The organism is Desulforhopalus glucosivorans (assembly GCF_054397165.1).
The window spans coordinates 410,295-435,752 of record NZ_AP044854.1; the positions used below are offsets into that span (position 1 = coordinate 410,295).

The window sequence follows — 25,458 nt, forward strand, 5'->3', positions numbered from 1 at the left end:
AGAAGCCTATGTCATCTCAAAAAACATCCCCGACTATTTCCGCAGAACAACTCCAGCAACAAACGAAGAATGAACTGTTCAGCGACATAGAGAAGGCGATTCATAGTAAAAAATTTCAGGAAGCTATAATCCTTCGGGATAAACTGCTCGAAGTTGATCCCATGGCCCTGAGTGAGGTGATTAAAGCAGCTGAGTTGATTGAAAATGCTATGGCAGCAGCAATTGATAAGGATCATGTAACGACATGGCCCGAACTCTATGAGCCGCTTTCTAAGGAAGAAAAAAATTGTCTTTTCCATAGCATGACGAGCCATCGTATACAGGAAAAGCGGGCATTACTCAAATATGGTGCACTGAACAATAGATTGTTTTTTATTGAGAAGGGCACTGTCGTGGTTGCCATCCCCCAGGAGGGGAGCGAAAAACTTAAGGTGTTTACCGAACTCAACAGGGGAGATGTCCTGGGTGAATATAGTTTTGCCACCCCTGCTCTCTGTTCAGCCACTGCAGTAACTAAAACTCCGGTGCAACTTCGCTGTCTTGAAGGAAAGGTCGCCGAAAGCTGGAATGATACGCATCCGGGGCTTTACGCAAAAGTACTGGATTTTTGTCAAAAACATGGTCAGATTGATCAGATTACAAAGAGAAAGGAGCAGGAGGTCCATCCTAATCCTCGTTACTTTGTGGAAGGGCGGGTAAAGGCTACCTTGCTTAATAAGGACGGACAGGATGATGACCTTGTCTTTCATGGAGAAGTGGGGGAAATATCTCGGTCAGGATGTTCTTTTGTTATTCACTGTAATCAAAAGGAAACTATAAGAAATCTGTTAACCAGATCATTCTCTTTGGATTTTACCTGCACAAACAAAGAAGAAGATGTGGTTTTTTCAAGTGTTGGTCGGGTGGTCCGTGTTTCAGTACTCCTCCACAGTGACTATCTGCTCCATATAGGCTTCCATACGTTTCTATCAAAAGAGCTGGACGAACAGTTAGCCCCTTGAATGGTGATAATCACCTTAAAGAGGAAGCAGCAAGCCACCCCGTAGAAAAAGCCGCCTGGAGATTAAAGCCTCCGGTATCGGCGTGAAGATCCAGAACCTCTCCTACGATATATAGACCTTTGATGAGTTTGGACTCCATTGTTCTCGGATCGACTTCTTTCAGGCTGATACCGCCTGCAGTTACAATTGCCTCATTCCAGGATCGGTAACCGCTGACTTCAAAATGAAGTTCCTTGCACCAGCGGACCAGTTTCTTCCTTGCCTTACCGGGAAAGGCTTTGGTATCGATATTTTCAGGAATCTGGCAGGCATCAAGGCATACAGGAATACACTCTTTGGGTAATAAACCACGAAGAATGGAGGTAATAGATTCTCCACGCCGTTGTTCAAGGTCCCGTATGAGTCGTGCATCGAGTTTCTTATCATCAAGTGCAGGCTTGAGGTCAACAGTGATATGTACTTTTTGGCCATTATCTAACGCTACCACAGCTTGTTCACTAAGGCTCAGTACCGTGGGGCCTGTGAGACCATGGGCTGTAAAGGCTATCTCTCCAAAGTCCTGCGCTTTTTTCTTTCCATCGACAAAGAGGTGTATCTGAACATTTCGTAACTCAAGTCCTTTGAGTTGGCTCAAGCATGGTTCAGGGCTTGATAGCGGAACAAGGGCTGGTCTAAGGGCTGTGATTGTATGGCCCAATTTTCTCGCAAGTTTATAGCCATCGCCACTGGAACCTGTGCGGGGATAGGATTTTCCACCGGTTGCGAGAATAACGTTGCCTGCCATAATTTTTCGATCGTTACAGACAACACCTGTGACGACTCCGTCCTGGACAAGGATTCTACTCACATGGGATCTTTTTCTGAGTTCAACACCCTGGTTTTCAAGCCACCCATTAAACACTTTAACAACGTCAAGCGCTCGGCCGCTCTCAGGGAAGTATCTGCCTCCACGCTCTAAAGTGAGTGGTAGATTATGATCTTCAAAAAAACTCAGCAATTCACCACTAAAATAGTGCTGAAAACATTGACGCAGAAATTTCCCATTCTTGCCAAAGTGGCTCATGAACTCGGTTAATTCGGCGCTGTTGGTGACGTTGCAGCGACCTTTACCGCTGATGCCGATCTTTCTGCCATTTTTTTCCATTTTCTCAAGCAGCAGCACTTCTCCACCTAATTGGGCTGCTCGACCTGCCGCCATAAGGCCAGCGGCTCCTCCACCTATAATTATAGTCTTACTGTTTTTCATATTGTGTCTGCAGTTGAAGTGTCTTGCTTAAATTTTCGATACGTTGAAAAGATTAAAATATAAGTCCATTGTGCTTAAATCGAATCTTGTACCAGGTCTCAGACCCTACTATAGGGATCTTTAAAGAAAAAGTGTAAAAGAGTCATGCAATCTCTTTAACTGTCCGATGGAACTGAATGAGCACGAGCCATGTTTCATTGGGAGCAGTAGCTCTTTGAGTTTGTATATTTGAGCTTGTATATTTATGTTTGATGTTTATTAGTACCGCCTGAGTTTGTAATTTCAAAATCCTTTGCCACAGGTCGTTGGCTGGGGACGCTATATGTTAATGATTAAGGGCAGCTTTAGCCCGGAGGGTGACCATGACTGAAGTAAGAAGAGGCGATAATGTAAAAGTGCACTATACTGGAACCCTGGAAGATGGTTCTGTATTTGATAGCTCAGAAGGTGCTGAGCCTCTCTCTTTTGCAGTGGGCAGTGGACAGGTTATTGTTGGTTTTGACGAAGCAGTAATGGGCATGAAGGTTGGTGATACTAAAACTGTCGATATTCCTTGTGCTAAGGCCTATGGAGAGCGAAATGATGAGATGATTATTCAGGCCCCTATAGATCAGGTTCCACCTGATATGGATCTTGAAATTGGAATGCGTCTTGAAATGGGGGGAGCCAACGGAGAGATTCTTCGTGTTGTGGTTGCTGAAATTGAAGAAACCCACGTCACTCTTGATGCTAATCCACCCCTTGCTGGGAAAGATCTGAAGTTCAAGCTTGAATTAGTGGAATGTACAACTCCATAATTGAGTTGTATTCTGCTGAAAATAAAAACCCCCAAGTATATTAAATATACATGGGGGTTTTTTTTATTCAAAAAAAAGGATTATGCTGCTTGTTCCATCTCTTCTTCTTGTCGCTCCAGGTACTGCTCAAAGGTCATCATCAAATCAGTGTAACCATCTGGCTCAAGTTCTATAATTCTATTGGCAATAGTAGAGACAAATTGATGATCATGGGATGCAAAGAGCATCACTTCACTAAAGGCCATGAGTCCGTTGTTGAGTGAAGTAATTGACTCGAGATCAAGGTGGTTCGTTGGTTCATCAAGGATCAGAACGTTGGCATGGGCCAGCATCATCTTTGAAAGCATACAGCGAACTCTTTCCCCACCAGAGAGAACCTTTGTCTTTTTGGTTGCTTCTTCGCCAGAAAAAAGCATTTTCCCGAGAAAGCCACGGATAAATGACTCGTCGGATTTGGGCGGAGCAAATTCCCGCAGCCAGCCGATGAGGTCAATTTCGTCCTTTTCAAAGTACTCTTTGTTTTCGAGTGGGAAATAGGCATTACTAATGGTAACACCCCAGCGAAAATTCCCCTCATCTGGGTCCATTTCTCCTGCCAGTATCTGAAAAAGAACTGTTTTGGCTAGGCTGTTTGAGCCAAGAAAGGCGATCTTGTCACCTTTATTGACAGTGAAGGTGAGATCTTTAAACATCACCTCGCCTTCAATCGTTTTAGAGAGACCTTCTACTTCAAGGATGATGTCACCACAGGGGCGTTCTGGATTGAAGACAATGTAAGGGTATTTCCTGGACGAGGTCGGCATCTGGTCGATGGTGAGCTTGTCCAATAATTTTTTTCGTGAAGTAGCTTGTTTTGCTTTAGAGGCATTTGAGCTAAAGCGCCTGATAAATTCTTTAAGTTCTTCGGCCTTTGCTTTGGCCTTTTTGCTTTCGGTTTCTTTTTGTCTGAAATGGAGTTGACTGGCTTCATACCAGAAGTCATAATTACCTACATAGACCTGAATTTTACCGTAGTCAATATCCGCCATGTGGGTGCAGACCTGATTGAGGAAGTGCCTGTCATGGGATACGATGATGACGGTGTTATGAAACCGTGAAAGAAAGTGCTCAAGCCACTGTATAGATTTAATATCAAGATGGTTAGTGGGCTCATCGAGCAGCAGGATGTCCGGGTTGCCAAAAAGAGCCTGTGCAAGAAGGACACGAACTTTTTCTCCACCTTCTAGTTCTTTCATTTTTTTTTGCAGCATCTCTTCAGTGATACCAAGACCATTGAGAAGAACTGCGGCCTCGGCTTCAGCCTCATAGCCATTCATCTCACCAAATTTAACCTCCAGCTCTCCGGATCTGATCCCATCTTCTTCTGAGAAATCCGGTTTTGCGTAGAGTGCATCTCGCTCTGACATAACCTTATAGAGCTTTTTGTGGCCCATGATGACTGTATTAAAGACAGTGTGTTCGTCAAAAGCAAACTGGTCCTGATTCAACATGGCCAGGCGTTGGCCGGGGCCCTTGCTGACTTCGCCTTTATCTGGATCGAGTTTTCCAGCTAGAATTTTAAGAAAAGTCGATTTTCCTGCACCGTTAGCACCGATAAGGCCATAGCAATTGCCCGGGGTGAACTTGATGTTTACATCTTGGAAGATGACTCGTTTGCCATAGGCGAGAGCGACATTGGTTGCGGTGATCATGAGATGAGTTCCCTCAAAAAAAGCCAAAGGAAATAACCCATGGCAACTACTATTGAAATTGTTCTTTACCATTCCCCGTGAGTCGGGATGGTGAAAAACAGCTTAAACAAAAAAAGCCCCCGCTAAAAAGCGGGGGCTTAGGACAATCAAAAGCGGGTCTTACTGCTGAACTACGTTCGCTGCAGCAGGACCTTTAGGACCATCTACGATTTCGAAGGTTACTCGAGCACCTTCTTCAAGAGATTTGAAACCATCTGCTTGAATTGCTGTGTGGTGAACAAATACATCGTTTCCACCATCTTGCTCGATAAAACCAAAACCTTTCGCGTCATTAAACCACTTAACTGTACCTTCAGCCATCTTGTACTACTCCTTTGTGCTTGGCTCAAATATGAGCCACTTTGTTATAAAGCCGAACTCGCCTTTTTGACAGTCCGACGGGTCATCTGGGGTTCCAGAAATTACTATAATTGTTTTCTACTGTTATTAATACCAAAATCGAAGCCTTGACTCTTTTTTTGGTTATTTTTTTTCCGAGGTCTCGAAATACCCTTGTTTTTAGGGGCTTCAGGACTGTGAAACTTTTTTTCGCCAGCGTGCTGTGAATCATTTACAGAGGCAGGTGCCTCGGCTCTAACCATTTTCTTGCCAAGATTTCTTTCAATTTGAGAAATCATTTTAAGATCATCTCGATCTGCAAAGGTTATTGCCATGCCGCTTTTTTCAGCCCGGCCAGTACGGCCCGTTCTGTGGGTGTAGGTTTCTGCAGTATCAGGCACGTCGTAATTAATGACATGTGAGATGTCAGAAACATCAATTCCACGGGCTGCAATATCTGTTGCTACAAGAACAGAGAAGGTTCCATCACGGAAGCCATCCATTGCTCTTTGTCTGTTATTTTGTGATAGGTTACCTTGCAAGGATGCTGCTTTGTGTCCAGCTTTCTGCAACTGTATTGCAAGACTTCTGGCCTTATGCTTAGTCCTTGTGAATACCACAGTACTTGTCATCTCTTGATCCACAATAATCTTCTTGAGAAGTGCAGTCTTTTGAGGACGGCCTACTTGAAAAAGAGTGTGTGATATCGTTGGAGCTGGCAGGGTGTGGTTAATCTGCACTTTAACAGGCCTATATAGAATCTCTTCTGCTAAGTGAGAGATTTCCTTAGGCATTGTTGCAGAAAATACCAGTGATTGTCGTTTACGTGGAAGTTGTTTAACTATCCGTTTGATGTCAGGGAGAAACCCTTTATCAAACATATGGTCTGCTTCATCCAGTACCAGTGTCTCTACTGTCTTTATACTCACACCTTTTTCTGTGAGAATGTCGAGTAGACGACCAGGGCAGGCGACAACGAGTTCAACGCCAGAGCGAAGTGCCTTAATTTGAGGATTGCGGCCAACTCCGCCATAGACCACTGTACTTCTCAGGTCGGTCTTGGCAGACATTGTTACAATATTCTCGTGTATCTGCTCGGCAAGCTCCCTTGTTGGAGCAATGATGAGAGCGCGTATTTGTTTTCGAGGACCATCCAATAACCGCTGAAGAATAGGAAGTACAAAAGCTGCGGTTTTTCCGGTTCCGGTCTGTGCAAGACCTAAAATATCATTTCCGGCAATAATTTGAGGGATTGTCTGCTGTTGAATAGGGGTGGGGCAACTGTATCCGCAGGAATTAATACCCGCTTCTACTTTGGGGTGAAACTTAAACTCTTTAAAACTCATTAAAACTCCGATGTAATTCATCTAAATGACCCGGTTGGTAACGAGAATCATTTAGGCTGTAAAATCATAGCTGATTGTACAGTTAAATACACTGCTATGTAGAGCATTTTGCAATATGTTCTACAGAAGTCGCTCTAAGGTTCTGCAGTAGCTAATGTGGTATTCACATCAGTTATACGTTATATGTGTTCCTGTCAATGTAAGCTGCATGGACTTCTATGGAATTAATGACACTCGATAACGATGAAGTTAATGAGGACAACCTGAAGGACTACGCTTTCATGGAGTTGGTCTACATGTGAGCGAGACAATAACCTATTGCCGAGAATGTGCAATGTTTTTGTTTAGTAAAATATAAAATAGTTTTGTGTAACCACTTTTGAAGTAGTGTATTTAGCTGTAAAATTATGGGGATAGACGGATTGTTTGCTATTTGCTCAGGACTTGTTTTTTCTGGAACCATTACCTTCTCGATTTACTTCGTCCATGATTATGGTAAGGAATTGTTCAAAAAACATTGATTGCTGGCAGAGTGACTTGTGTTTACTTATAGTAGATAGGCGATGATGAGTAATGAATCTGAATTGTACCAGAAGTTAAACAGGGTAAGTGCAATATAAGCACAAGGTAGTGCGTAAGTTTTGAACTTTAACTTTTTCAGGAAGATTATGCTTTCAATAATGCGGGTTACTAAAGCTTTTTTGAACACAGTTTACACTCTGCTTTTTATTACTTTTATAACGCTTTTTACCGTATCAGCAGGTAGTGCCGGTGAGGTCTCCCAGGTTTCAGGTGAAATTAAGTCTGGTTTTAGAGTTTTAGAGATAGACCCGGCAGTGAGTACCCATAGCTTTGTTGTGTATAGGGGGGATTATATTAAATTTCGTTATCCACAAAGTCTAGGTCAATTACCTTTTGAGATGGATTCTCTTCACTATTCAGGTGTTTTGTTTCCTGATCCTGATAAAGCTCCTTTTTATAAAATGAAAAAGGCTGGGACCTATTCATTTACACTTGGTGAAGGTGGAGGCTCCATTAAGGTTATTGAGCTTATACGTCCAAACTATATTGAAGTTACAGCTGATGAGGCCTTTGAACTCTTAAATAACCGTAAACTATTTATACTTGATGTAAGGACTCAAAAAGAATATGAGCAGCTTCATTTGGCGAATACTCACTTGATCCCCATCCAGGAGTTACAGCAGCGCATCGGAGAGCTTGAAGAGCAGAAACATGAAGATATTTTTGTCTATTGTGCCACCGGAAACAGATCTACTGTGGCAGCAAGATTCCTTGCGGACTCGGGTTTTAAGCGTATCTATAATTTACGGTACGGGGTGTATGATTGGGCCAAAAAAGGGCACCCTTATGAAACAGGTAAATAAAGGTTACAAAAAACACTGTTTTTTATCACACCATAAATTTTCTATCCAAAAACTGCATCTTAGCGTATAGCCGCTTGCTAATATCTTAATAATAAGTTGTTTTTTATAAAATTTGACTCCATGGAGTATGTACTGATCTGTACTGAACAGCTCCTTGGGAACAATATAAAAAAATTATAAAAACAGTTTGCTACTACCAAAGCACTGACGGTACCACGATGTGGCATGTTTTTGAATCTCGGTTTAGGTCCTACCAAGATCCAAGGCGGCAATTTTCGCCATCTTGTTATTTTTTAGTAACTACTATATTGTTCCTCCAAAAGCACATTAAAATAGTATCTTGTGTAGGTCGCGAGGTAGTGTGCTGATGCTCAAATATTGATTGGTGCAAGATGATTTTGTGGTTTTTGTTGTGCCATGTGGAGTTTTGGAGGAATTATGCGTTTTGCAGTGTTGCAGTTAACCGGTTGTGCGGGGTGTGAAGTTTCCCTGCTCAATGCTGGCGAGGATCTTGATTTGGCTGGCCTTGCTTATATGCCGCTGGTCGTAACAGCCCATGATGTTCCAGAGGTGGACATTTTACTCGTTACGGGTGGGATACGGACCGATGAAGATTTATTGAAATTAAGAGAATCGGCTAGCAGGGTCAAAATTATTGTGGCGGTAGGAACCTGTGCTATTTCCGGAGGAGTTGCTGGACTTGGTGACCGGACAGATATCAGGGAACATTTTCTGGCCCACGCAAATCAGGGGAGGGTGCCTCGAATGCTCCCGACCTGTAGTCCCATCGATACAGAAGTAAAGATAGATTACTATCTGCCAGGATGTCCTCCCGTTCCTCAGTTGTATGTTTCCTTGCTCAAAGACCCGAAGGCGATGAAGACGACAAGCATTGTTTGTAAAGAATGCGGTCGGCGTAAGCCCAAAGACATTCGCCCGAATACTCTTTCTGAGGTATCCCATAGTGATATTGACCCTGAACTTTGTCTTGTTAAGCAAGGTCAGCTTTGTGTGGGCACCTCCACTCGGAATGGTTGTGGTGCCATTTGTCCAAGGGCAGGATTTCCATGTGTGGGGTGTCGTGGTCCTTCCAATAACCTGATTGAGAAAGATGCAAATGCATGGTTTGAGAGCTTGATACGTGTGTTTGAGAGGATGACCGACATCGAACCCGAAGAGATCAGCACGGCATTAAAGTCTCCACATCTTGCCATGTTTTTGTTCCAATTTTCCGACTATTCTGACACTGAGATGGAAAGTCGCCCCAAAGAGAAGGTGCTGTAAAGATGACAACGACAATTCAATTTCCCATATCAAGAATAGAAGGCCACGCCAAGGTTGTGGTTGATATTGACAAGGGAGCAGTACGTAATGCACGGTTTTTAGCCCAGGAATATCGTGGTTTTGAACAATTCTTAAAAGGTATGCCCGCAGATCAGATGCCTGTGATTGTGCCACGGGTGTGTGGGGTCTGTTCTACCTCCCATCATCTGGCAGCTGTGGAAGCCTTAGAGGATGCTTACGGAATTACAGCTCCTTCTTTATCAAAGAAAATTCGTCATTTAATGATGGTTGGACAACTTGTTCAAAATCAGGCGACGTCACTGTTTTTCTTTACCCTGCCGGACAAGGTCAAGGCGGACTCTATTTTTGCTGTGGATGAGAAGTCAGGCAAGGACACGATGTCCGATATCACCCGAAAGGCAATGGCTGTTCGTAAGATTGGTACGGAGTTAATTTCTGTTGCTGGTGGCCAGTTTATTCATCCTGTTAAGGCAGTTGTCGGCGGTGTTGTCTCAGGAATTGAGACAAGCGCTGCCGAAAAAATGAGGGAAAAGATCAAAGAAGCACTGCCTCTTGCGTGTAGTCTTTTTGATGAGTATTGGCAGCTTACCCAGAAAATGAAGAAAGCAGTTGGCGATTGGGAAGGTGATAATCCTTTTTACTATATGTCCGCTGTGGATAAGAATGATCCGACCCTTCCATTGGATGAAATAACCATGCAACGTTCTGATGGTTCGGAGACGGTAACGTTTAAACCATCAGAATATAAGAAATATCTTGAGTTTCACAGAGTTCAGGATAGCTACTCAGGAAAGACCAGTTTTAATAGCTTACCCATACGGGCCAACAGTCTTTCCCGCATTAACCTTGCAGAATCTATGGGTACACCAATTGCCGATGGGTATCTTCAGCGATTTAAAGTTGAATTTGGGGATCCAGCGCATCATGTTATTTTGTTTGATCTGTGCAGAGGGATTGAACTTATTAATGGACTGGAGAGGGCGGATGCAATCCTTTCTGAAAATCTAATGGATGGAGAAATGAACGTTCCGGTTGTGCCTCGAGATGGTTATGGGTTTGGGTTGGTTGAGGCACCTCGCGGTCCACTAATTCACCATTATCAGATAGAGAATGGGCTTATTGCCAGAGCGGAGTTCGTTATTCCCACAGTTCACAATAACTACTCCATTGAACAGGCACTCACCACAATGGCTAAGCGTTATGTTCATTCCGGGAAAATCGATCTCGGTCTTGATGCGGCCATGGGGTGGGTAGTTCGTGCCTTTGATCCTTGTATTGCCTGTGCAACTCACTGATCTGCAATTACCGGGTAAAGTTGAGAGGTATAAGGTGATTTTGCCCAAGCGTTCAAGCGAATTGTCACACTCTTAATAAGAAGATACTATGCATGAAGCGTGTTTGTCTCGCTTCATGCATCTTTCATGGCAATAAGAGCAACGCTTTTTTCAAATTTTCCTGAACCCGGAATGTCACTTTCTGCATAATAGACAATGTGCAGTGAGGAGAAGGCTTGGAGTAACTCATTGGGGCCAAGGCAGTATTTGGATGTTTTTGCTCCAGTAAAAGATTCAAAGATGAGAAGACCACCCGTTTGTAATCCCGAAATAATATAAGGAAATAATCTTCGATCCAGAAAATTTGCATTAAGGATCAGATTATAGTGTTCCTCCTCGATAGTGAATTCATCAAGGTCCCTGCACATTGCGTTTATCTCGGGGGCTTTTTCTCTAAGGTTTTCTATGGCAACCGACGAGATGTCCACAGCATCCATGTCGAAACCTTGTTGCGCAAGAAATATACTGTTTTTGCCATTTCCGCAGGCGATGTCAAGGGCCCGGCCAACCGTTGCCTGATGTATATGTTTTTTGAGTAGGCTTGACGGCGTGAGGTTACCGAGGTCTTGACTGTACCTGTCATCCCATTTCTTTTTATCTGTTTCTGCCATACTGTTTTGTCTTTTTCCTCGTTGTTCAAGATCTATTTTATATAACTAAGTTTCTTCTCTATGTGTGACGGGAGTATGTAGGGAGAATAGTCTGAAGGAGATGGAGTTGACATAAGGGAGGTAAATTCAGTTATAATTTTTTAGTTATACAAATGATTAATAGACATTATAACCAGACCAAAAACTATAAAAATCGACGCATTTTTGTCAGGGTGACTCGTTTTTTTGAGTGGGATATTGTATAGAGGTGGGTGTCGATAAATGATACAGATTGAGAAATGACAGTAATGCTTTCCTAACCCAGATAAACGGGATATGTACCTTGTGAATTACTCGAAACAATGAATGTACCATAACTCAGTTTCTTGGAGTCTATGCTACCTGTTTTTTATGACAGGCATTCAGGAATAAGGCACTCATGAGTATGGGCTCTCTTGTAAGTTAGGAAACTCTATTCAACTTTTACCTTGATAATCGCATGAAACTCAGCATCATCATCCCCTGCTATAATGAAGAAGGAACCATAGAGAAAATCATCGAAGCGGTCCATAGTGCGCCTTACCCAGATAAAGAAATAATAGTTGTCAACGATTGCTCTATGGACTCAACCCCTGAAAAGCTAGAAGTATTGTTGGGGCAAAAGAAAATAGACAAGGTTTTTCATCATAGTATTAACAAGGGTAAAGGCGCTGCATTACGTTCTGGGATAGAAGCTGCCACTGGAGATATTGTCATAATTCAAGACGCGGATCTGGAATATGATCCTCAAGAATATGAACGCCTTGTACAGCCAATAGTAAATGGTGTTGCAGATGTTGTGTATGGTTCCCGATTTGTTAGTGCAGGGCCGCATCGGGTTCTTTATTTTTGGCACAAGGTTGGCAATAATGTACTTACACTTTTGTCAAATATGTTTACCAACCTCAACCTCACAGACATGGAGACCTGCTACAAGGTTTTTCGTCGCGAAATTATTCAATCAATTGAAATTAATGAAAACCGTTTTGGTTTCGAACCAGAAATAACTGCAAAAGTAGCCAGAAGAAAATGTCGGATATATGAAGTAGGTATCTCTTATTATGGTCGCACCTATGAGGATGGGAAAAAAATTGGTTGGCGTGATGGAGTGAGGGCAATTTATTGTATAATTAAATACGCTTTCATAAAATAAGTGAGATTACTACATATGCGAGCGGTGTATGAAACAAAATGGTTCCTTGTCATTTTTCTCTTTCCTATCGCTATCACTTCTGTTTTAGCGTGGATTTTCTTTATTTCGTTACCCATTGCTGATTACTGGGACGTTTTAGCGAGTGCTCTCACACTCAAAGATCCATCGGGTTCTGAATTGCTTCAATATGCCTGGGTGCCATTTGTTGATCAGAAAATGGTGTTTCCAAAGTTGTTAATCAGATATCTTGCTGCTGCGACTGACAATAATCATTATGGTATTGAAATTCTACTAGGCATTGCAGGGCAACTATTAATACTTTTTCTTATGAGTTTTTTGCTTAAAAAGACTCCACGGTTATCTTCTTCTGCCAGAAGAGGGTTACTACTCACATTTTCGTGGCTTCTCTTCTGGCCAAATATCCTGGTCCGTTTTCAACATCATTGGTACTCGACCCAGTACACATTTGTTCTTGTCTTTGCCTTGCTGTCAATTGTAGTGTCTGTACATTTTTGGGGAACATGGAGGGGAGTTGTTTTGTCCTTTCTTTTTGCTGTTTTTTCTTCTTTGTCCCATGGTACAGGGCTGATTTATCTTCTGTGCTATATTTGTGCCATAGCTGTGGTAAGCGGGTGGTCCAGGTTGAAAAAAATCGTTGTAATCATCGCTGGTATTATCATTGTGTCGATAATAGTATCTCAAATGCCCTCAAGGGAAAACATGAACCTCCCGCCTATGAACTGGTTTTCTCAGGATCCTATTGGAGAACTTGTTTTTATGTTTCGATGTTTTGGGCCAGATGGCGTTCTGAGAGCACAGACAGGTTTTCTTACTTTGATATTAGGGCTATTGAGTTGCTGGAAGCTCTTTACTATGAAAAAGTTGTTAACCAGAGATTATTTTGGATGGTTGCTGATTTTTTTCTGGGGTGGGAGTGTTGCGTTTTTAACTGGTGTTGCGAGGTCATCTCTTTCAAGTAGTCCATTTCGAGTGTATTTTTATTTTTTTGTCATTGTGCTGATCAGCGTCGTTGTGCTGGTTGTTGTGGTCTATCCTGAGTTATGGTTGGCACGAAAACAACGTAATTGGAAGTTTGTAGGAATTGTGGTTGTTGTGTTGTATCTTGTGGGCTGTGCTGATGGTGTGCATGATGCTGCCAAGCTTCATACTCGTAATGCTATTTCAGAAAGTAGGTTGTTGTACTTCCCACTATTAGCACCCGGTGATTACCATTATCTTTATCCAGATATCCGAATTAAAAAAATCATTAATGATCTGCATAAACAAAAATTTCTGCCACAAGTTGACAATCGTCCTTTTAGCCCAAGGGAAAAAGTCCACTTTTCCAAAGTAATTCAGCAGGACACAATATTTCTGACTCCTGATAATGTAATTGAGTCAGGGGATGTGCTTGCCTTTCCAGCGAATGAGTACGATCAATTACCGGCAACATGTTCATGGAATTCAGGGGATGGTTGGGTTGACGAACAATCCCAAGCACTCGAGACTCGATTGAGTGATGGAAAGTATTGGGTCCTTTTCATCAGTGAGTCAGGAGAAGATACAAGTGCAGATATTAAAGAGATTAGGATAGAGTTTTCTGAGCCAGTAGATGATAAGCGAATTGCTGATCTTTCTCTACCCACAATCTGGTCACGGTAAGAACGAAGTTTTTTAGTCTCTCAGCCCTGGAAAATAAAAAACTTTCTAACCGCATAGTTGATCATTACTGCCGTAATTATGTTAGTTCCAAAGGCGTAGGTGGTCATTACTCCAAAGCGTTTTATGAGAAGCCCCATAAAGCTGGTGCCAATAACCATGCTTATTCCGGAGACCGCGTAAAAGAGCAGAATTTCGATGAAGAAGCTATGTCTTCCTCCTTCAAAGACCCATAATATATTAGTGATATATGCCACAAGGTTTGCGACCATAAAAGCGAGGAAGTTGCTGATCATAGAGTTGCGTGCTCGATGGAAGTCGTTGATTGGTGCGATGTTAATATGGAGCAATTTTACAACTGGATCATTTGCTTGCAGGGCTGGGAACATTTTCCAGGCAAGAAGGTTAAATAACAATATATGACAAAGCGTTGCCAGGCCACCGGCAAGTGCGTATTTAATAAACTGGATCAGGTTTTCGTTTTCAAGTAGGAGAGACATGTTTACCTTTTGACGGTTAAAAAAAAGTGGAATATACTATTTATTTCCCATATAGGGAAATAAAAGGGGCGTGGTTGGATGTGAAAAATGGTGGATCATTTTTCATTATAGGTGCAATGTCTGGAGACCTTTTGAAAGATGAATCAAGAAAACGCCTGATCTTTCCCCTGTTCCATCCTTTTGGGTGTTCAAAGTTTGAGTATATAGAGAGATCTCCCTCGTAAAAGCTGGATATTGTCAGCTGTTTTGTCTGTTCGCTGCAAACAGGAAGGTTGAAGATTGCAAGATTAAGGTAGTTGATTGCGTGATGGTGTTGCTCTACAAAATCCTGGGTTTTAAATGCAGACTCATGATCTTCTGCCGGGGTGCCAAAGAGCAGGTAGATATACGTTGCGATTCCAACCTCCTGAAGGTTTTTCAGAACTGTTGATGCAAGCTGAAGATCAATTCCTTTATTCATGGTATCAAGGACCTGCTGGTCTCCTGACTCAAGACCCAGCTTAAGCATGGTACATCCCGATAGCTTCAGCTTATTGCAGAAATCTTTATCTGCCAGATGTTGACTGAATCGTGCAAAACCGTACCAGGGAGTGCGGAGAACTGAGTCTTGTATTGCCTTAAAAGTAGAAGAGCTTACGGCATTGTCCAGAAGGTGGATTAGGCCAGGTTGTGTCTCGCCCAAAAGAGCCGTGAGATCTTGGGTGGTTCTGGCAGGCGGATTATGCTCGTAAGGGTTATCTTCGCTGGTTTCAGGGCAGAAGTTACATTTTTTCCAGAAACACCCCCGAGACGTTGTGTATGGAAGAACAAAGCCGGGAGAGAGATAACTGTTGTTGAGCTGTTGATACTGGGGGCGTGTCTCTTCGTTTGTCGGTTTTAGACCTAAAACGTTAAGGAGCTGTTGTTCTCCTTTACCTCCAATAAACGTGTCAATCAGGGTGTCAAAGGGTTGGGTCCAGCCGGGATGACTCAGCCATGTGGTAATCAGGCCGCCCCCTGTAATAATTTTGAGTTTGGGGTGATATTTTCGTAGATAGCCGATTATTGCAAAACTGCAGATTGCCTGACTTAAATAATTAATTGAGATCCCGATATGACCGGTGTGGCTTGCCTCGAGTAGTTCTTCCAAGCGTTTAGAAAAATAGGGATAAAATATATTATCAGAAAAATGTAGAGCCGCATCCCTGAGGTCACTACTTTTTTGTGGTGAGTATCTCTCATCCACATAATTGGCAAGACTCAGGTCAATTCCGTGTCGCTTCCCCGCAATTTCCAGTACACGGTTTACATCGGCCACAGCTCTTTTGTATTTATCTCTGTTTTGGTATGTTGTACTTGTCTGCAGGGCTTCTATATTTCTCGATACATTTTTAATGGCCCGTCTGCTCCAGGTATCGTCCCCATTGGTTGTGTTCTCCATCAGGTAATGAAACCCTTCAATGTTCATGTCACATACTGTGGTGTTTACCCCGTGGGATACAAGCGCTCCAGCTAGATAGGCAAGGGCTGCCGGTGGCTCGCAGGGCTTAGTGAGAGGGGGATGGATGATGAGCATAAAATTTGTTTTGTTAATTGTTTGTAGTTCTTCTGGCATCTGCAACAAGGTGTACTATAATGTAGCCGTGAATTACCTTTAATCAATATGATGATCTGGGGATATGCACTGCTTTTTCCTGGACCATCTTAACTTTTTGAACATACTCCTGGTGGGGGATGTCAATTTTACAATGGATATGAGGATTATGAAGAGACTGTATACAACATTAGCACCGGTTTTTTTACTGCTTATTGCGTTTAGTTTTGTTGGTGCCGGAATATCAACGGACCTTGCGGAAGCACGATCTATGAAGGGTGGGCGTTCCTTCAAGATGGCTCCGTCGTATAAAAAAACAACTCCAAAGACCAATAAGGCAACTACCAGTCAACAAAAGAAGAACAGTTCCGGAATGGGACGCGGTCTCATGGGAGGACTTATTGGCGGGGCTCTTGGTGGTCTTCTTTTTGGCTCTCTTTTTGGTGCAGGAGGTTCCGGTATGGGAATTTTACCGATTCTTCTCCTGGGAGGTGTTGCATTTTTCCTTTATAAAAAATTTACCAGCGTAAATCAGGGCCAGGGTGCCTATTCTTCCCCAAGGCCAGCGGCTGGTGGTATGCCTAATAATATGTTTGGTGGCGGTGCGTCAGCTGCTCCTGAGTACGAAGAGCCCGAAATAGAGATCGGCGGTAACCTCCTTGAAGACGGTTTCGAGCAGATACGAGAGCACGACAGAGGATTTGATGTAAACTACTTTAAAGAAGTTGCTTCAGATGTGTTCTTTCAGATCCAGGCTGGATGGATGCGAAGGGATTTAGATTCCTATAAACATCTTCTTGGAACTGAACTTGCCGCTGAGTATGACCAGCATTTTAATGAGATGCGGGAAAAAGGGCATATTAATAAGCTTGAGTCCATTGCCATCCGTACTGTAGAAGTTACCCAGGCAGGCAGTGATGGAAAGGAAGATTTCATTACTGTTTTATTCAAGGCAAATCTGCTTGATTATACAGTGGATGACAAGAGTGGTGATCTGATCGATGGCAGTATGACGAACCCCGTTAAGTTTGAAGAAGAATGGACCTGGGCACGGCCAGCTGGAACCCAGGATTGGAAGCTTGAAGGGATTAAAGAACCATAAACCCACTCATCATGGTCTAGATTGTAATAGTAATCCCGGTAAATGGAAAAAAGCTGGGATTGGTGTTTAAACGAAATTCATTGACTACAATCAGCGGATAAAGAAGGTTTTCTTAGGTGCTTCTGTGATATGTAAGGAGAACATGTTGTGGATTTAAGTGATTTTCGACGGGAATATTTAAAGGGTGGGCTGACACGTTCAGATCTTAATCAAGATCCAATTCTTCAGTTTACCCAGTGGTTTGAACAGGCACAAAAAACTGATATTCCCGATTCAACCGCCATGATTTTAGCGACGGTGAATGGGAAAGGTCAGCCTAGTCAACGCACCGTACTGCTAAAGTATTATGATGAAAAGGGTTTTGTTTTTTTCACTAATTTTTCAAGCCGTAAGGCCCAGGAAATTAAAGAAAATCAGCAGGTAAGTTTGATTTTTGTCTGGTTGGAACTTGAGCGACAGATCATTATAAATGGTACTGCTGAAAAGGTGTCGACGGCAGAGTCTGCGAAGTATTTTATGAGTCGGCCTAAAGACAGTCAAATGGCTGCCTGGGTTTCCAGCCAGAGCCATCCCGTTTCATCACGACAGATGCTTATGCAGAAGTTTAATGAGATGAAGACTAAGATCGGCGAAGGTAAGGTGCCTCTACCTTCATTTTGGGGTGGGTACCGGGTTCATCCTGCTGAAATTGAGTTTTGGCAGGGCAGGAAAAATAGACTGCACGACCGTTTTCTCTATACCAAAGATAGTAGTAGTGGGCTCTGGGCCAGCGAAAGATTAGCCCCCTGATTATCTCTTGCAAAAGCGATTTCCCAAGTTATTGGAACATCGCTTTTTTGCTTGTGAGATCCTTGTGCATTGTATAACAATGGACGTTTAGCTCTACCTCGTTTTACACAATTGCTGTAATATTATTGTCATAGACTCATCTTCAGGCAACCTGCTTTTACTGAGTATGGCAGCGTTGTAATATATAAAATTAAAAAATTCCTCCTCCTATGTCTTCCTCCACTGCGTTACAAAAGAAAAGTCTGCTTCATAAAAGATGGTTTCAGGTTTGTGGGGTCTGTCTGCTCCTGTTGCCGGTTCTTTTTATTGCTGGTCTCTACGGCGTTAAGTCGTATCTGGTCGATTGGCTTAAACAAAATGGTGCTGAAACCGCCTCAATTGAGAAATTGAGTTTAAATCCATTTATTGGTCGTCTCACCTTAAATGGCCTTGATGTGCAGGTGGAGGGCAACTCTCTGTTGAAAAATGCAGAGATGGTGGTGAATGTTGGCTTTACATCCCTTTTGAGTAAAAATATTGAGGTGCAAAGTGCACTCTACTCAGGCTTTGTCCTGGATCTTGAGCAGTTTGAAGACGGCAGCCTGCGCATTGGCTCCTACACTATTGAAAAAAGTGGGGAAGAAAAAGCCGCTGAGGTAACTGAGGAGAAAGTATCGAGCTGGGCATTTTTAGCAGATAACGTCGATCTTAAGAATTGTCTGGTGAAGGTTAAAACGCCTGACCTTGATCTGCAGCTCATGGTAGAAAAGGCGGAGCTACGACAATTTACCACAAGAGAAGGTCAGGCCAGTGCGACCTTTCTGCTTATTGGGCAATTGGATGAACAACCGATCAGGATAGAACTCAGTGAACTACAGGTGATCCCTTCGCTGCAACTTAAAGGGGATGTGGAGGTGACTCAATTCCCATTGAGTGAAATTGCAAGTTTTCTAAAAGATACCTTACCTGTTTTTGCAGGAGATATTGGACTCGATGGAGCCGTTGAGTTTTCAACTGGTGGAAGCGAAGGCATGGTGGTTGATTACACTGGTTTGATAAAGGCTGTGCAGCCGGATATTGGTTCCGGGGACTTTGCAACTCGCGCAGAGGAGCTGAGCTGGCAGGGTGCTGTTCACTTTAGCAGTGCAGATGGCAAGCCAATGAGTGTTGTCACGGATGGTGTGCTTGCAGCTGCAAATTATGCACTTGAAGTACCTGGAGCTGATTTTAGTACCAGTGAATCACTCATCGAGCTACAGGGTAAAAATACGGTGACCATTGCAGAGAATGTCCTTGTTGAAAATGATGGAAGGCTATTCATTGAGAAAAGTGAAATACTTGTTCCAGGTAGTGAAATTCGTCCTGATGAATTTCTCTGGCAGGGGACGGTGACATATGACTCAAATCATTCAGGTGAAGGGCAGTATGTTGCAGCTAAGGGTGAATTACAACTTGGACCACTTGCGTTTATCTCAGGTGAAGCTGATAGTAAGAATATCATTCAGAGCCAGGATCTTGGTTGGACTGGAGATATAACTTATGGTCTGGGTTCTGAAAGGAAAGGCTCATATGTTCAACTTGCAGGTGAATTGAGTGGCAGTGATGTTGGTGCCGACCTGTCCAGTGCGATGAAAATTGCTCAGCAGACAGTTCAACTTACGACCGATTCTACGATAAATTTTGGCGATAGTTTCGACATTAAAGGAACAAACTCAGTTGTACTTGGCAGCTTTAGCTTTGATGGAGGAACAGATGGTCCCAAGGTTGCCTTGGAAAAACTTCAGATACAAGATCTTGAAGGTCTTGGGAACCAGAACCTTCGTCTTAAACAATTAACATCAGAAGGACTGGCCATCACTCTGGCCGGGAACCTTCCCCTTGATATCACTGTTCCTGCAATAGAGCTTAATGGTTTTGCAACAGAAGATCTTGCAAGTTTTAACGTGGAGTCAATTGGACTTGAAAAGCCTAAAATTGTAGCAAGCCATAATGGAGAGGATTTTCTCCAACTAGATGAAATCAAGGCAAGTGAATTACTCATTGATGAATCGCAACAGGTCTCAGCTGGCAGTTTTAACCTTGTAAACCTCATATTTCTTGGCGGGGAAAAAGCAGCGAATATTGAACCGTTTCTGAGTCTTGGAGAGGCAAAGTTGTCAGGCATCAAGTGGGCTGGAGTTGATGGTTTTACTGGAGAAACCTTACATTTCAATGACCTTGTGACCACCGTTATTAAAGATAAAGAAGGTGAACTGAATATAAGTAAACGTTTAGCTGCAATGCAGGTACCGGGTGGTGAAGGAGTAGCCCAGGAAGAGGTTGAAGAAGCTGCAGAAGAGGGTGATGAAGCAATGCCAATTCGCCTGGGTGAGATTGCTGTAACTGGAGAGAGTCATGTGAATTTTGAAGATCACACCTTGGCCGTTCCCTATATTACTGATCTTGCCATCACAAAAATGGAGTTGAGCGATCTTGATTCCACAAGGCCTGAGACCAAAAGTCCATTTGTGCTTAATGCGAAACTCGAGGAGCGGGCTCCATTTGATGTGACTGGCGATATATCACCATTCATGGCTCCAATAGCTCTAAAATTAAAGCTTAAACTTAAAAACTATCCACTTTCCAGGCTCTCTGCTTACACCGTGCAGTCGGTTGGTACGGCCCTTGCCAGTGGTCAGCTCAAACTAAAAACTAAAATTGATCTTGAAAATGATAATCTTGATATGGACAACGAGATTATCCTTAAAAAACTTGAGACCGAAACAATTTCACCGGAGCTTGCCCAGGAGCTCAATAACCAACTGCCAATTCCACTTGATGCCGCACTTTCCATTCTCCGTGACAGTGACCGGAATATTACCCTTGATATTCCCCTAAGCGGGCCTGTTAGTGATCTCAGCGTTGGGATTTCAGATGTGTTGATCACGGCACTCAGTAAGGCCATTGTGCCTGCAGCTTCAGGCTATCTCATGTATACCTTAGGGCCATATGGGGCGCTTGCCTATGTTGGAATGAAGGTTGGCGAGAAGATGTTAAAAGTAGAACTTCCCCCGGTAGAGTTTACCCCCGGGGAGACTACGATTACCGATGAGCATAAGAAATATCTTGAAAAGGTGGCTGAAATATTAAAGGGCAGACCAGAGACGGATGTGACACTTTGTCCACAAGTCACCTCATGGGAATTTATGGATGAGAAGGCGATTTCTGAGGTGGAAGGTAAGTCCATTGAAGTGAGTGAGGATGATAAGGAAAAGCTTATTGAACTGGGACAAAAAAGAGCAAAGGTCGTTCAGGACTACATGGCAACTACCTACGAACTTGAAACCTCAAGACTACTTATTTGTGACACACTGATAGTTAATGAGAAATCTGATAAACCGCTGTTAATGCTCAATCTATAATAGGTACATATCCCAGGTTATATGCGTATAACCTGGGCTTGTTGTTACAGTGAAGTGACTCTGTTTTTTGCCTGTTCCAGATCAAAAACGGCAGGGTCAAAGTCAGGCCTGCCCGTTATTTCATAGAGCCTGTGATAGTCTTTGTTGTTGGGATCTTCAAAGGCTGTAATGAGGTGATGATATTCGTGTATGTCACCCACATCTTCCGGGGGGCAGGCCCGCTCTCCAGCAAGGACCAAAGGTGCTTGTAGTGGGGTGGAAGGTGGTACAACTTCTTCCAGATGTATCTCGTGTTCCCAGCCTTCTCCTGCATCATATATATAGGAAAATAAAAACCTCATACCTTCTTCCAGGGTGTGGAGCTGATACTTGTCTTCGTCAAAACGTTTTGAGACTCTTGGTGCATTGGTTTTAATAGTGGGTTCATAACTAATTTTTCCAACGATGAACTGGTGTTGGTGAGAGTCACTCCAGCCCATGCTTTTCTGAATTACTTCATGAAGATCAGCAAGAGTACTTGTGCCGGGAATCTGAATGCGTCGCCAAATCAAAGGTTCTGAGAAGGTAATTGAGATCTGGAGAATATAACTTGGAACGGGCTTGTCGTCTGTTGCAGGACCTTCTTTTTTTTTCGTCGGAAAAACGCCTTGTATAACTTCTGCCATAGAGGGCTCCTTTATCGATAGACACCAGGGTTTGGAGGAGTACTATTGGTTCTTTGTGTTAAAGGCAAAACAATAATGCAGGTACCTTGTTCTGGCTAGCCTGCAAATTTCAATCGTTCTAGCTACGCCTATCTTATCGTACTATTTTCCCATGGTTTCTTTCAAGGCCTCTAGGAGCAATTCTCGAAAATCATCATTGGCTTTGAGATTTGTACTACTTTCTTTTTGGATTGTTTTAAAAAACGAATGACACACCTTTATACGGCTGGCATGCCAGTTTCTCGTGAACCCCTGAGTATTTACTCCAGTAACTTCCTGTTCAAGTGTTTCGTAATCTCTTCGGCCATGGGCCCAGTTGCTCGTGTATTGATAAAACAAAAGTGCTCGGTTAAGAAGGACGAATAACAACTCTATGGATTTGCTTGGTCCTATTTGAATCTGGTTGCCACCAAGGGACAATCCAAGAATCTCGGCCTGGCGTGAAAACTTTTCGCCTCCCAAAAAAGCACCGAGGGCTCCAGCCATGCTTCCGACGGCGGTGAACATGCCCAGTCCATGGCCAAGGGCTGCAATATCCAGGCTTGCACCAAGGGCTGCCCCACCAATTCCTCCAGCTACGACAACCTGCTTTTTGGTCAGTCCCATCAACTGCCATGTTTTTTCGTTGAATAAATCTTCATGGAGCAGGGAGTGGGGTGGTAACTGATAATTGAATATATTATGCTTAAACAGCTGCTTGATCTGTTTTTGGCAGTGCATTTCCTGCTGTCTAATTTTTTCACTATAGCGGATGAACAGTTTTTCCTGGGCTTGTTTACTGTTGGTGGTGGGGCTTATGTTCTCGCTGATTTTGAGACTAAGGGAAGCTCGGATAAGATCTGCAATAAGGTCAACGGTGACATTGTTTCTGTTTTGCCAGTCCTTTTTGAACACAGAGACAACCTCACTTAAGGGTTCCTGCCAGTCCTGATCGATGGATTTCAAGGCCTCTAAAAGAGAAATCCTTTCTATGTAGTTTGCTCTGTGGGCATTAAATTTTCTGTTGGAATTAAAATTTTTACGAAACTCGATTTTCCATGATTCCAGGTACTGTTCATCGTCGTCTTTGCAGTTGATAATGGCCATTCGGGGTCTGCCTGAGAGACGAAGGATTTCCATTTCTGCACGGTCGACGTTGCGCACGGGCCTTGAGCCATCAACGATATAAATAATCCCTGCTCCCCGTTCAAGGGGTTCGAGTAATTCGTAATCATCATGGAGTTCGGTAATAGACGATGCGTAGGTACGGAAATCTTTTATGGGATTTTGAGTTTCTGAAAAACGATTTTTTAGTTCGCTCAGAACTCTACCAGGATTTTGAAATCCTGGAGTATCTGTAAAACGGAGCATCTCCCGACCATCAATGATCACCGGAAAGGTGCGGCAAATTGTGGTTTCACCAGGGGTGGCGCTAACCCGTACAGAATCATCTTCGGCAAGGGTCGACAGAACAGACGATTTACCTTCGTTGGGGTGACCAAGTATTGCAAACTCAGGTATCATATTCATTTACGTATTCCAGTAATTGGCAAGACCTGTATATAGGGATCACCTAAGGATTCAATTTTTTTTCGCCATATATCCATATCTGATGCCTGAACTGATGCAAAGCAGGTCTCAGTCGATTTCCCTGTGAGACCTATCTCTATGTTTGTCATTGGGTCTGATATTTTCCGAAGTTCTCGTAAAAAGACAAGAAAACTGACAAGAGGCACCATCCATGATTCCATTATGATAAATATCCCTTCTCCATTGGTCCAATGTCTTTTAGCAAGTTGTGCGAGGATTTCCAGATCTTCATCATATCCTAGCATAAAATCGTACTGCTCAATGGCTTCTAAGCCTTTAAGACGTAACATCGTATCAAACTCTGTGTCGGGAAAAGAGTCGTGAAGTTCACCTGGAATAAGAAGAACTTGTGGTTCAGGGATTTCCTCATTGGTCTCGTTTTCTATACAGACAGAACTGTTCTGGATGGATTCTCTACTGTCAACTTCTGGTTCTGCCTGGGTTGTAATAACTGGAGTGGACATACGGCGAATCAGTGCGCGGGATTCAGGTGATTGGAATTGCACCTGGCTTAGAGAATAATGTTCCATCAGTCTGCCGCAGATATAAAATAGGAGCCTGGTAAGAAGGCCGTACACCAGGAGACAGAGAAGGAGAAAAGGCCACCAGGCAATGAGGTCAGCTGTTGTCAGGTGGTAGATACCATCTTTTAAGATGATGTGACTGCCTTCAATTTGTAAAAGAGTCGGTGTTCCAACTCCCTCAGGTAGTAACCATGTCCAGGGAGTGGCCAGAAACTGCACCATATTGTTAATGGCACTGCTGGTGAATTGCAGGGTCGATTGCCAGCCAAATGCAAGGTCACTGGTTATGATCTTTAGAAAACTGCTGCCAAGGAGGCCAATGTTAAAAGCGATACCAAAGAGCTGGGCAAGAGAAAAAAGTACCCAGTAGAATAGAGAACCATAGAGCCTGTGGTTTCGTTGAATAACTCCAAAAGCATGACGGAGAGAATCATGTTTTTCCCTTGGAAAGTTTGAAAGCCATTTTTTATGTATGAAGACAAATGTTTTCTTCCCCATTGTGTACAGCATATAAAAACTGGAGCTAGGAAGTTTTAGGGCAGGGACGACTCTTCTTGCGAGTAGTCCGAGGAGCAATAGTAGTACGATGAATATCTGGGAAAAAACAAAAAAAATGAGAAACTCTAGTACGTTGATTGGTGTTGTTCCAGCGTAGGCAAAGAAGGCAAAACCTGTAAAAAGACCGGCGAGCAAGCCTTTAACTATGGTTAATGTGGATGCAAGGGATCGGCTCTTTAAGAAAATTGTGCCGGGGCTATCCAGGTTTTTCTCTGAAAATAGATCATTTCTGCGACTCAAGGTCCAGCCAGAAATTAATTCAGATTTTGTCGGTTGTTCACTGCTGTCACTGGTGAGTTGAAGCCCGATTTCACGGTCGCGCAGATGCAGCTCTTCTGGGGATTTTGTAGCATCTTCATGGAGAAAATACTCAAGATCTATAATCTGGTCTATGGAATGTGCTGTTTTCATGTGTGTACTATAGCAGAAGACTCAAATGAAAACATCGTAGTGTAATAATTTTTAAGGAAGTTTTTTCACAATTAATAACCGCTCTGTATTGGAGCTGTAAAAAGATGGGCAGGTAATAGCAGAGAAAAGAGCCGGAGAGAATGAAGACGTGAAAAAGCCCGAAAAAGATATGCTTTTCCGGGCCCTTGAAAACTTACTGCTTTACAACGTTTTGTGCAGCTGGACCTTTCTGTCCATCTACGATATCAAAAGTAACACGCTCGCCTTCTGAAAGAGATTTGAATCCCTCAGCTTGAATAGCGGAGTGGTGTACAAAAACATCTTGTCCCCCATCTTGCTCAATAAAGCCAAAACCCTTAGCATCATTAAACCACTTTACTGTTCCTTCTGCCATTGCTACTACTCCATGTGTAATGGGGGTACT

Annotated in this window: 21 protein-coding genes; 10 read left to right on the forward strand and 11 right to left on the reverse strand. The window is 43.1% G+C overall.

Translation table 11 applies throughout. The annotated features are described in order from the left end of the window. Positions 1-8: 8 nt before the first annotated feature. Entirely contained in the window at positions 9-1,001 is a 993-nt protein-coding gene (locus ACX6CI_RS01785) for a Crp/Fnr family transcriptional regulator (protein WP_458776469.1), read from the forward strand. A gap of 10 nt (positions 1,002-1,011) precedes the next feature. Here the strand turns inward: ACX6CI_RS01785 and ACX6CI_RS01790 are convergent, their stop codons facing one another. After that, positions 1,012-2,247: a BaiN/RdsA family NAD(P)/FAD-dependent oxidoreductase gene (locus ACX6CI_RS01790; RefSeq protein WP_458776470.1), complete on the reverse strand. Its 1,236-nt coding sequence runs from the start codon at positions 2,245-2,247 to the stop codon at positions 1,012-1,014. 362 nt (positions 2,248-2,609) lie between these two features. Here ACX6CI_RS01790 and ACX6CI_RS01795 point away from each other — a divergent pair, with 362 nt between their 5' ends. After that, on the forward strand, positions 2,610-3,044 hold the full coding sequence (locus ACX6CI_RS01795) for an FKBP-type peptidyl-prolyl cis-trans isomerase (protein ID WP_458776471.1): 435 nt from the start codon (positions 2,610-2,612) through the stop codon (positions 3,042-3,044). A gap of 80 nt (positions 3,045-3,124) precedes the next feature. Here the strand turns inward: ACX6CI_RS01795 and ACX6CI_RS01800 are convergent, their stop codons facing one another. From ACX6CI_RS01800 to ACX6CI_RS01810, 3 genes are all read right to left on the reverse strand, one after another. Then, on the reverse strand, positions 3,125-4,735 hold the full coding sequence (locus tag ACX6CI_RS01800; RefSeq protein ID WP_458776472.1) for an ABC-F family ATP-binding cassette domain-containing protein: 1,611 nt from the start codon (positions 4,733-4,735) through the stop codon (positions 3,125-3,127). 159 nt (positions 4,736-4,894) lie between these two features. Beyond that, complete coding sequence (locus ACX6CI_RS01805; protein ID WP_136876210.1) at positions 4,895-5,095, reverse strand: cold-shock protein; 201 nt, start codon at positions 5,093-5,095, stop codon at positions 4,895-4,897. A 104-nt stretch (positions 5,096-5,199) separates the two neighbouring features. Next, complete coding sequence (locus ACX6CI_RS01810) at positions 5,200-6,459, reverse strand: DEAD/DEAH box helicase (RefSeq protein ID WP_458776473.1); 1,260 nt, start codon at positions 6,457-6,459, stop codon at positions 5,200-5,202. A gap of 668 nt (positions 6,460-7,127) precedes the next feature. Between ACX6CI_RS01810 and ACX6CI_RS01815 the strand changes: the two genes are divergently transcribed. The 3 genes from ACX6CI_RS01815 to ACX6CI_RS01825 all read left to right on the forward strand — a co-directional run bounded on the left by ACX6CI_RS01815 (position 7,128) and on the right by ACX6CI_RS01825 (position 10,444). Then, positions 7,128-7,844 (forward strand): rhodanese-like domain-containing protein, encoded by a 717-nt coding sequence (locus tag ACX6CI_RS01815; protein ID WP_458776474.1) that lies wholly within the window; start codon positions 7,128-7,130, stop codon positions 7,842-7,844. Positions 7,845-8,282: 438 nt separating this feature from the next. After that, positions 8,283-9,128, forward strand: a complete 846-nt coding sequence (locus ACX6CI_RS01820; RefSeq protein WP_458776475.1) for an NADH-quinone oxidoreductase subunit B family protein — start codon at positions 8,283-8,285, stop codon at positions 9,126-9,128. Between the two features lie 2 nt (positions 9,129-9,130). Next, positions 9,131-10,444, forward strand: a complete 1,314-nt coding sequence (locus ACX6CI_RS01825; RefSeq protein WP_458776476.1) for a Ni/Fe hydrogenase subunit alpha — start codon at positions 9,131-9,133, stop codon at positions 10,442-10,444. A gap of 113 nt (positions 10,445-10,557) precedes the next feature. Here the strand turns inward: ACX6CI_RS01825 and ACX6CI_RS01830 are convergent, their stop codons facing one another. Beyond that, positions 10,558-11,094, reverse strand: coding sequence for a class I SAM-dependent methyltransferase (locus ACX6CI_RS01830; protein ID WP_458776477.1), 537 nt, complete (start codon positions 11,092-11,094; stop codon positions 10,558-10,560). Positions 11,095-11,572: 478 nt separating this feature from the next. Here ACX6CI_RS01830 and ACX6CI_RS01835 point away from each other — a divergent pair, with 478 nt between their 5' ends. Beyond that, positions 11,573-12,265, forward strand: coding sequence for a glycosyltransferase family 2 protein (locus ACX6CI_RS01835; protein ID WP_458776478.1), 693 nt, complete (start codon positions 11,573-11,575; stop codon positions 12,263-12,265). A gap of 15 nt (positions 12,266-12,280) precedes the next feature. Then, positions 12,281-13,927 carry a hypothetical protein gene (locus ACX6CI_RS01840; RefSeq protein WP_458776479.1) on the forward strand — a complete coding sequence of 549 codons (1,647 nt, stop codon included), beginning with the start codon at positions 12,281-12,283 and terminating at the stop codon, positions 13,925-13,927. A 20-nt stretch (positions 13,928-13,947) separates the two neighbouring features. Here ACX6CI_RS01840 and ACX6CI_RS01845 read toward each other — a convergent pair whose 3' ends face one another. Together ACX6CI_RS01845 and ACX6CI_RS01850 are read right to left on the reverse strand one after the other, a co-directional pair. After that, complete coding sequence (locus ACX6CI_RS01845) at positions 13,948-14,424, reverse strand: GtrA family protein (protein ID WP_458776480.1); 477 nt, start codon at positions 14,422-14,424, stop codon at positions 13,948-13,950. Between the two features lie 40 nt (positions 14,425-14,464). Beyond that, entirely contained in the window at positions 14,465-15,979 is a 1,515-nt protein-coding gene (locus tag ACX6CI_RS01850) for a B12-binding domain-containing radical SAM protein (protein ID WP_458778419.1), read from the reverse strand. Positions 15,980-16,166: 187 nt separating this feature from the next. Between ACX6CI_RS01850 and ACX6CI_RS01855 the strand changes: the two genes are divergently transcribed. The 3 genes from ACX6CI_RS01855 to ACX6CI_RS01865 all read left to right on the forward strand — a co-directional run bounded on the left by ACX6CI_RS01855 (position 16,167) and on the right by ACX6CI_RS01865 (position 21,268). Next, positions 16,167-17,099 (forward strand): Tim44 domain-containing protein, encoded by a 933-nt coding sequence (locus tag ACX6CI_RS01855; protein WP_458776481.1) that lies wholly within the window; start codon positions 16,167-16,169, stop codon positions 17,097-17,099. A 147-nt stretch (positions 17,100-17,246) separates the two neighbouring features. Next, positions 17,247-17,888, forward strand: coding sequence for a pyridoxamine 5'-phosphate oxidase (gene pdxH, locus ACX6CI_RS01860; RefSeq protein WP_458776482.1), 642 nt, complete (start codon positions 17,247-17,249; stop codon positions 17,886-17,888). A gap of 209 nt (positions 17,889-18,097) precedes the next feature. Continuing rightward, the gene (locus tag ACX6CI_RS01865; protein WP_458776483.1) at positions 18,098-21,268 is read left to right on the forward strand and encodes a DUF748 domain-containing protein; all 3,171 of its coding nucleotides are present in this window, start codon (positions 18,098-18,100) and stop codon (positions 21,266-21,268) included. A gap of 44 nt (positions 21,269-21,312) precedes the next feature. Here ACX6CI_RS01865 and ACX6CI_RS01870 read toward each other — a convergent pair whose 3' ends face one another. The 4 genes from ACX6CI_RS01870 to ACX6CI_RS01885 all read right to left on the reverse strand — a co-directional run bounded on the left by ACX6CI_RS01870 (position 21,313) and on the right by ACX6CI_RS01885 (position 25,428). Next, entirely contained in the window at positions 21,313-21,933 is a 621-nt protein-coding gene (locus ACX6CI_RS01870; protein WP_458776484.1) for a plasmid pRiA4b ORF-3 family protein, read from the reverse strand. Positions 21,934-22,074: 141 nt separating this feature from the next. Then, positions 22,075-23,481, reverse strand: a complete 1,407-nt coding sequence (locus ACX6CI_RS01875; RefSeq protein ID WP_458776485.1) for a GTPase/DUF3482 domain-containing protein — start codon at positions 23,479-23,481, stop codon at positions 22,075-22,077. Continuing rightward, complete coding sequence (locus tag ACX6CI_RS01880; protein WP_458776486.1) at positions 23,478-25,034, reverse strand: DUF2868 domain-containing protein; 1,557 nt, start codon at positions 25,032-25,034, stop codon at positions 23,478-23,480. The genes ACX6CI_RS01875 and ACX6CI_RS01880 overlap by 4 nt, the downstream gene beginning before the upstream one ends. Before the next feature lie 193 nt (positions 25,035-25,227). Further along, positions 25,228-25,428 (reverse strand): cold-shock protein, encoded by a 201-nt coding sequence (locus tag ACX6CI_RS01885; RefSeq protein ID WP_458776487.1) that lies wholly within the window; start codon positions 25,426-25,428, stop codon positions 25,228-25,230. Positions 25,429-25,458: the final 30 nt, after the last annotated feature.

Coding starts and splice junctions, on each gene's coding strand:
- ACX6CI_RS01785 (WP_458776469.1), top strand. CDS start 9: ATGTCATCTCAAAAAACATCCCCGACTATTTCCGCAGAACAACTCCAG.
- ACX6CI_RS01790 (WP_458776470.1), bottom strand. CDS start 2,247: ATGAAAAACAGTAAGACTATAATTATAGGTGGAGGAGCCGCTGGCCTT.
- ACX6CI_RS01795 (WP_458776471.1), top strand. CDS start 2,610: ATGACTGAAGTAAGAAGAGGCGATAATGTAAAAGTGCACTATACTGGA.
- ACX6CI_RS01800 (WP_458776472.1), bottom strand. CDS start 4,735: ATGATCACCGCAACCAATGTCGCTCTCGCCTATGGCAAACGAGTCATC.
- ACX6CI_RS01805 (WP_136876210.1), bottom strand. CDS start 5,095: ATGGCTGAAGGTACAGTTAAGTGGTTTAATGACGCGAAAGGTTTTGGT.
- ACX6CI_RS01810 (WP_458776473.1), bottom strand. CDS start 6,459: ATGAGTTTTAAAGAGTTTAAGTTTCACCCCAAAGTAGAAGCGGGTATT.
- ACX6CI_RS01815 (WP_458776474.1), top strand. CDS start 7,128: ATGCTTTCAATAATGCGGGTTACTAAAGCTTTTTTGAACACAGTTTAC.
- ACX6CI_RS01820 (WP_458776475.1), top strand. CDS start 8,283: ATGCGTTTTGCAGTGTTGCAGTTAACCGGTTGTGCGGGGTGTGAAGTT.
- ACX6CI_RS01825 (WP_458776476.1), top strand. CDS start 9,131: ATGACAACGACAATTCAATTTCCCATATCAAGAATAGAAGGCCACGCC.
- ACX6CI_RS01830 (WP_458776477.1), bottom strand. CDS start 11,094: ATGGCAGAAACAGATAAAAAGAAATGGGATGACAGGTACAGTCAAGAC.
- ACX6CI_RS01835 (WP_458776478.1), top strand. CDS start 11,573: ATGAAACTCAGCATCATCATCCCCTGCTATAATGAAGAAGGAACCATA.
- ACX6CI_RS01840 (WP_458776479.1), top strand. CDS start 12,281: ATGCGAGCGGTGTATGAAACAAAATGGTTCCTTGTCATTTTTCTCTTT.
- ACX6CI_RS01845 (WP_458776480.1), bottom strand. CDS start 14,424: ATGTCTCTCCTACTTGAAAACGAAAACCTGATCCAGTTTATTAAATAC.
- ACX6CI_RS01850 (WP_458778419.1), bottom strand. CDS start 15,979: ATGCTCATCATCCATCCCCCTCTCACTAAGCCCTGCGAGCCACCGGCA.
- ACX6CI_RS01855 (WP_458776481.1), top strand. CDS start 16,167: ATGAAGAGACTGTATACAACATTAGCACCGGTTTTTTTACTGCTTATT.
- ACX6CI_RS01865 (WP_458776483.1), top strand. CDS start 18,098: ATGTCTTCCTCCACTGCGTTACAAAAGAAAAGTCTGCTTCATAAAAGA.
- ACX6CI_RS01870 (WP_458776484.1), bottom strand. CDS start 21,933: ATGGCAGAAGTTATACAAGGCGTTTTTCCGACGAAAAAAAAAGAAGGT.
- ACX6CI_RS01875 (WP_458776485.1), bottom strand. CDS start 23,481: ATGAATATGATACCTGAGTTTGCAATACTTGGTCACCCCAACGAAGGT.
- ACX6CI_RS01880 (WP_458776486.1), bottom strand. CDS start 25,034: ATGAAAACAGCACATTCCATAGACCAGATTATAGATCTTGAGTATTTT.
- ACX6CI_RS01885 (WP_458776487.1), bottom strand. CDS start 25,428: ATGGCAGAAGGAACAGTAAAGTGGTTTAATGATGCTAAGGGTTTTGGC.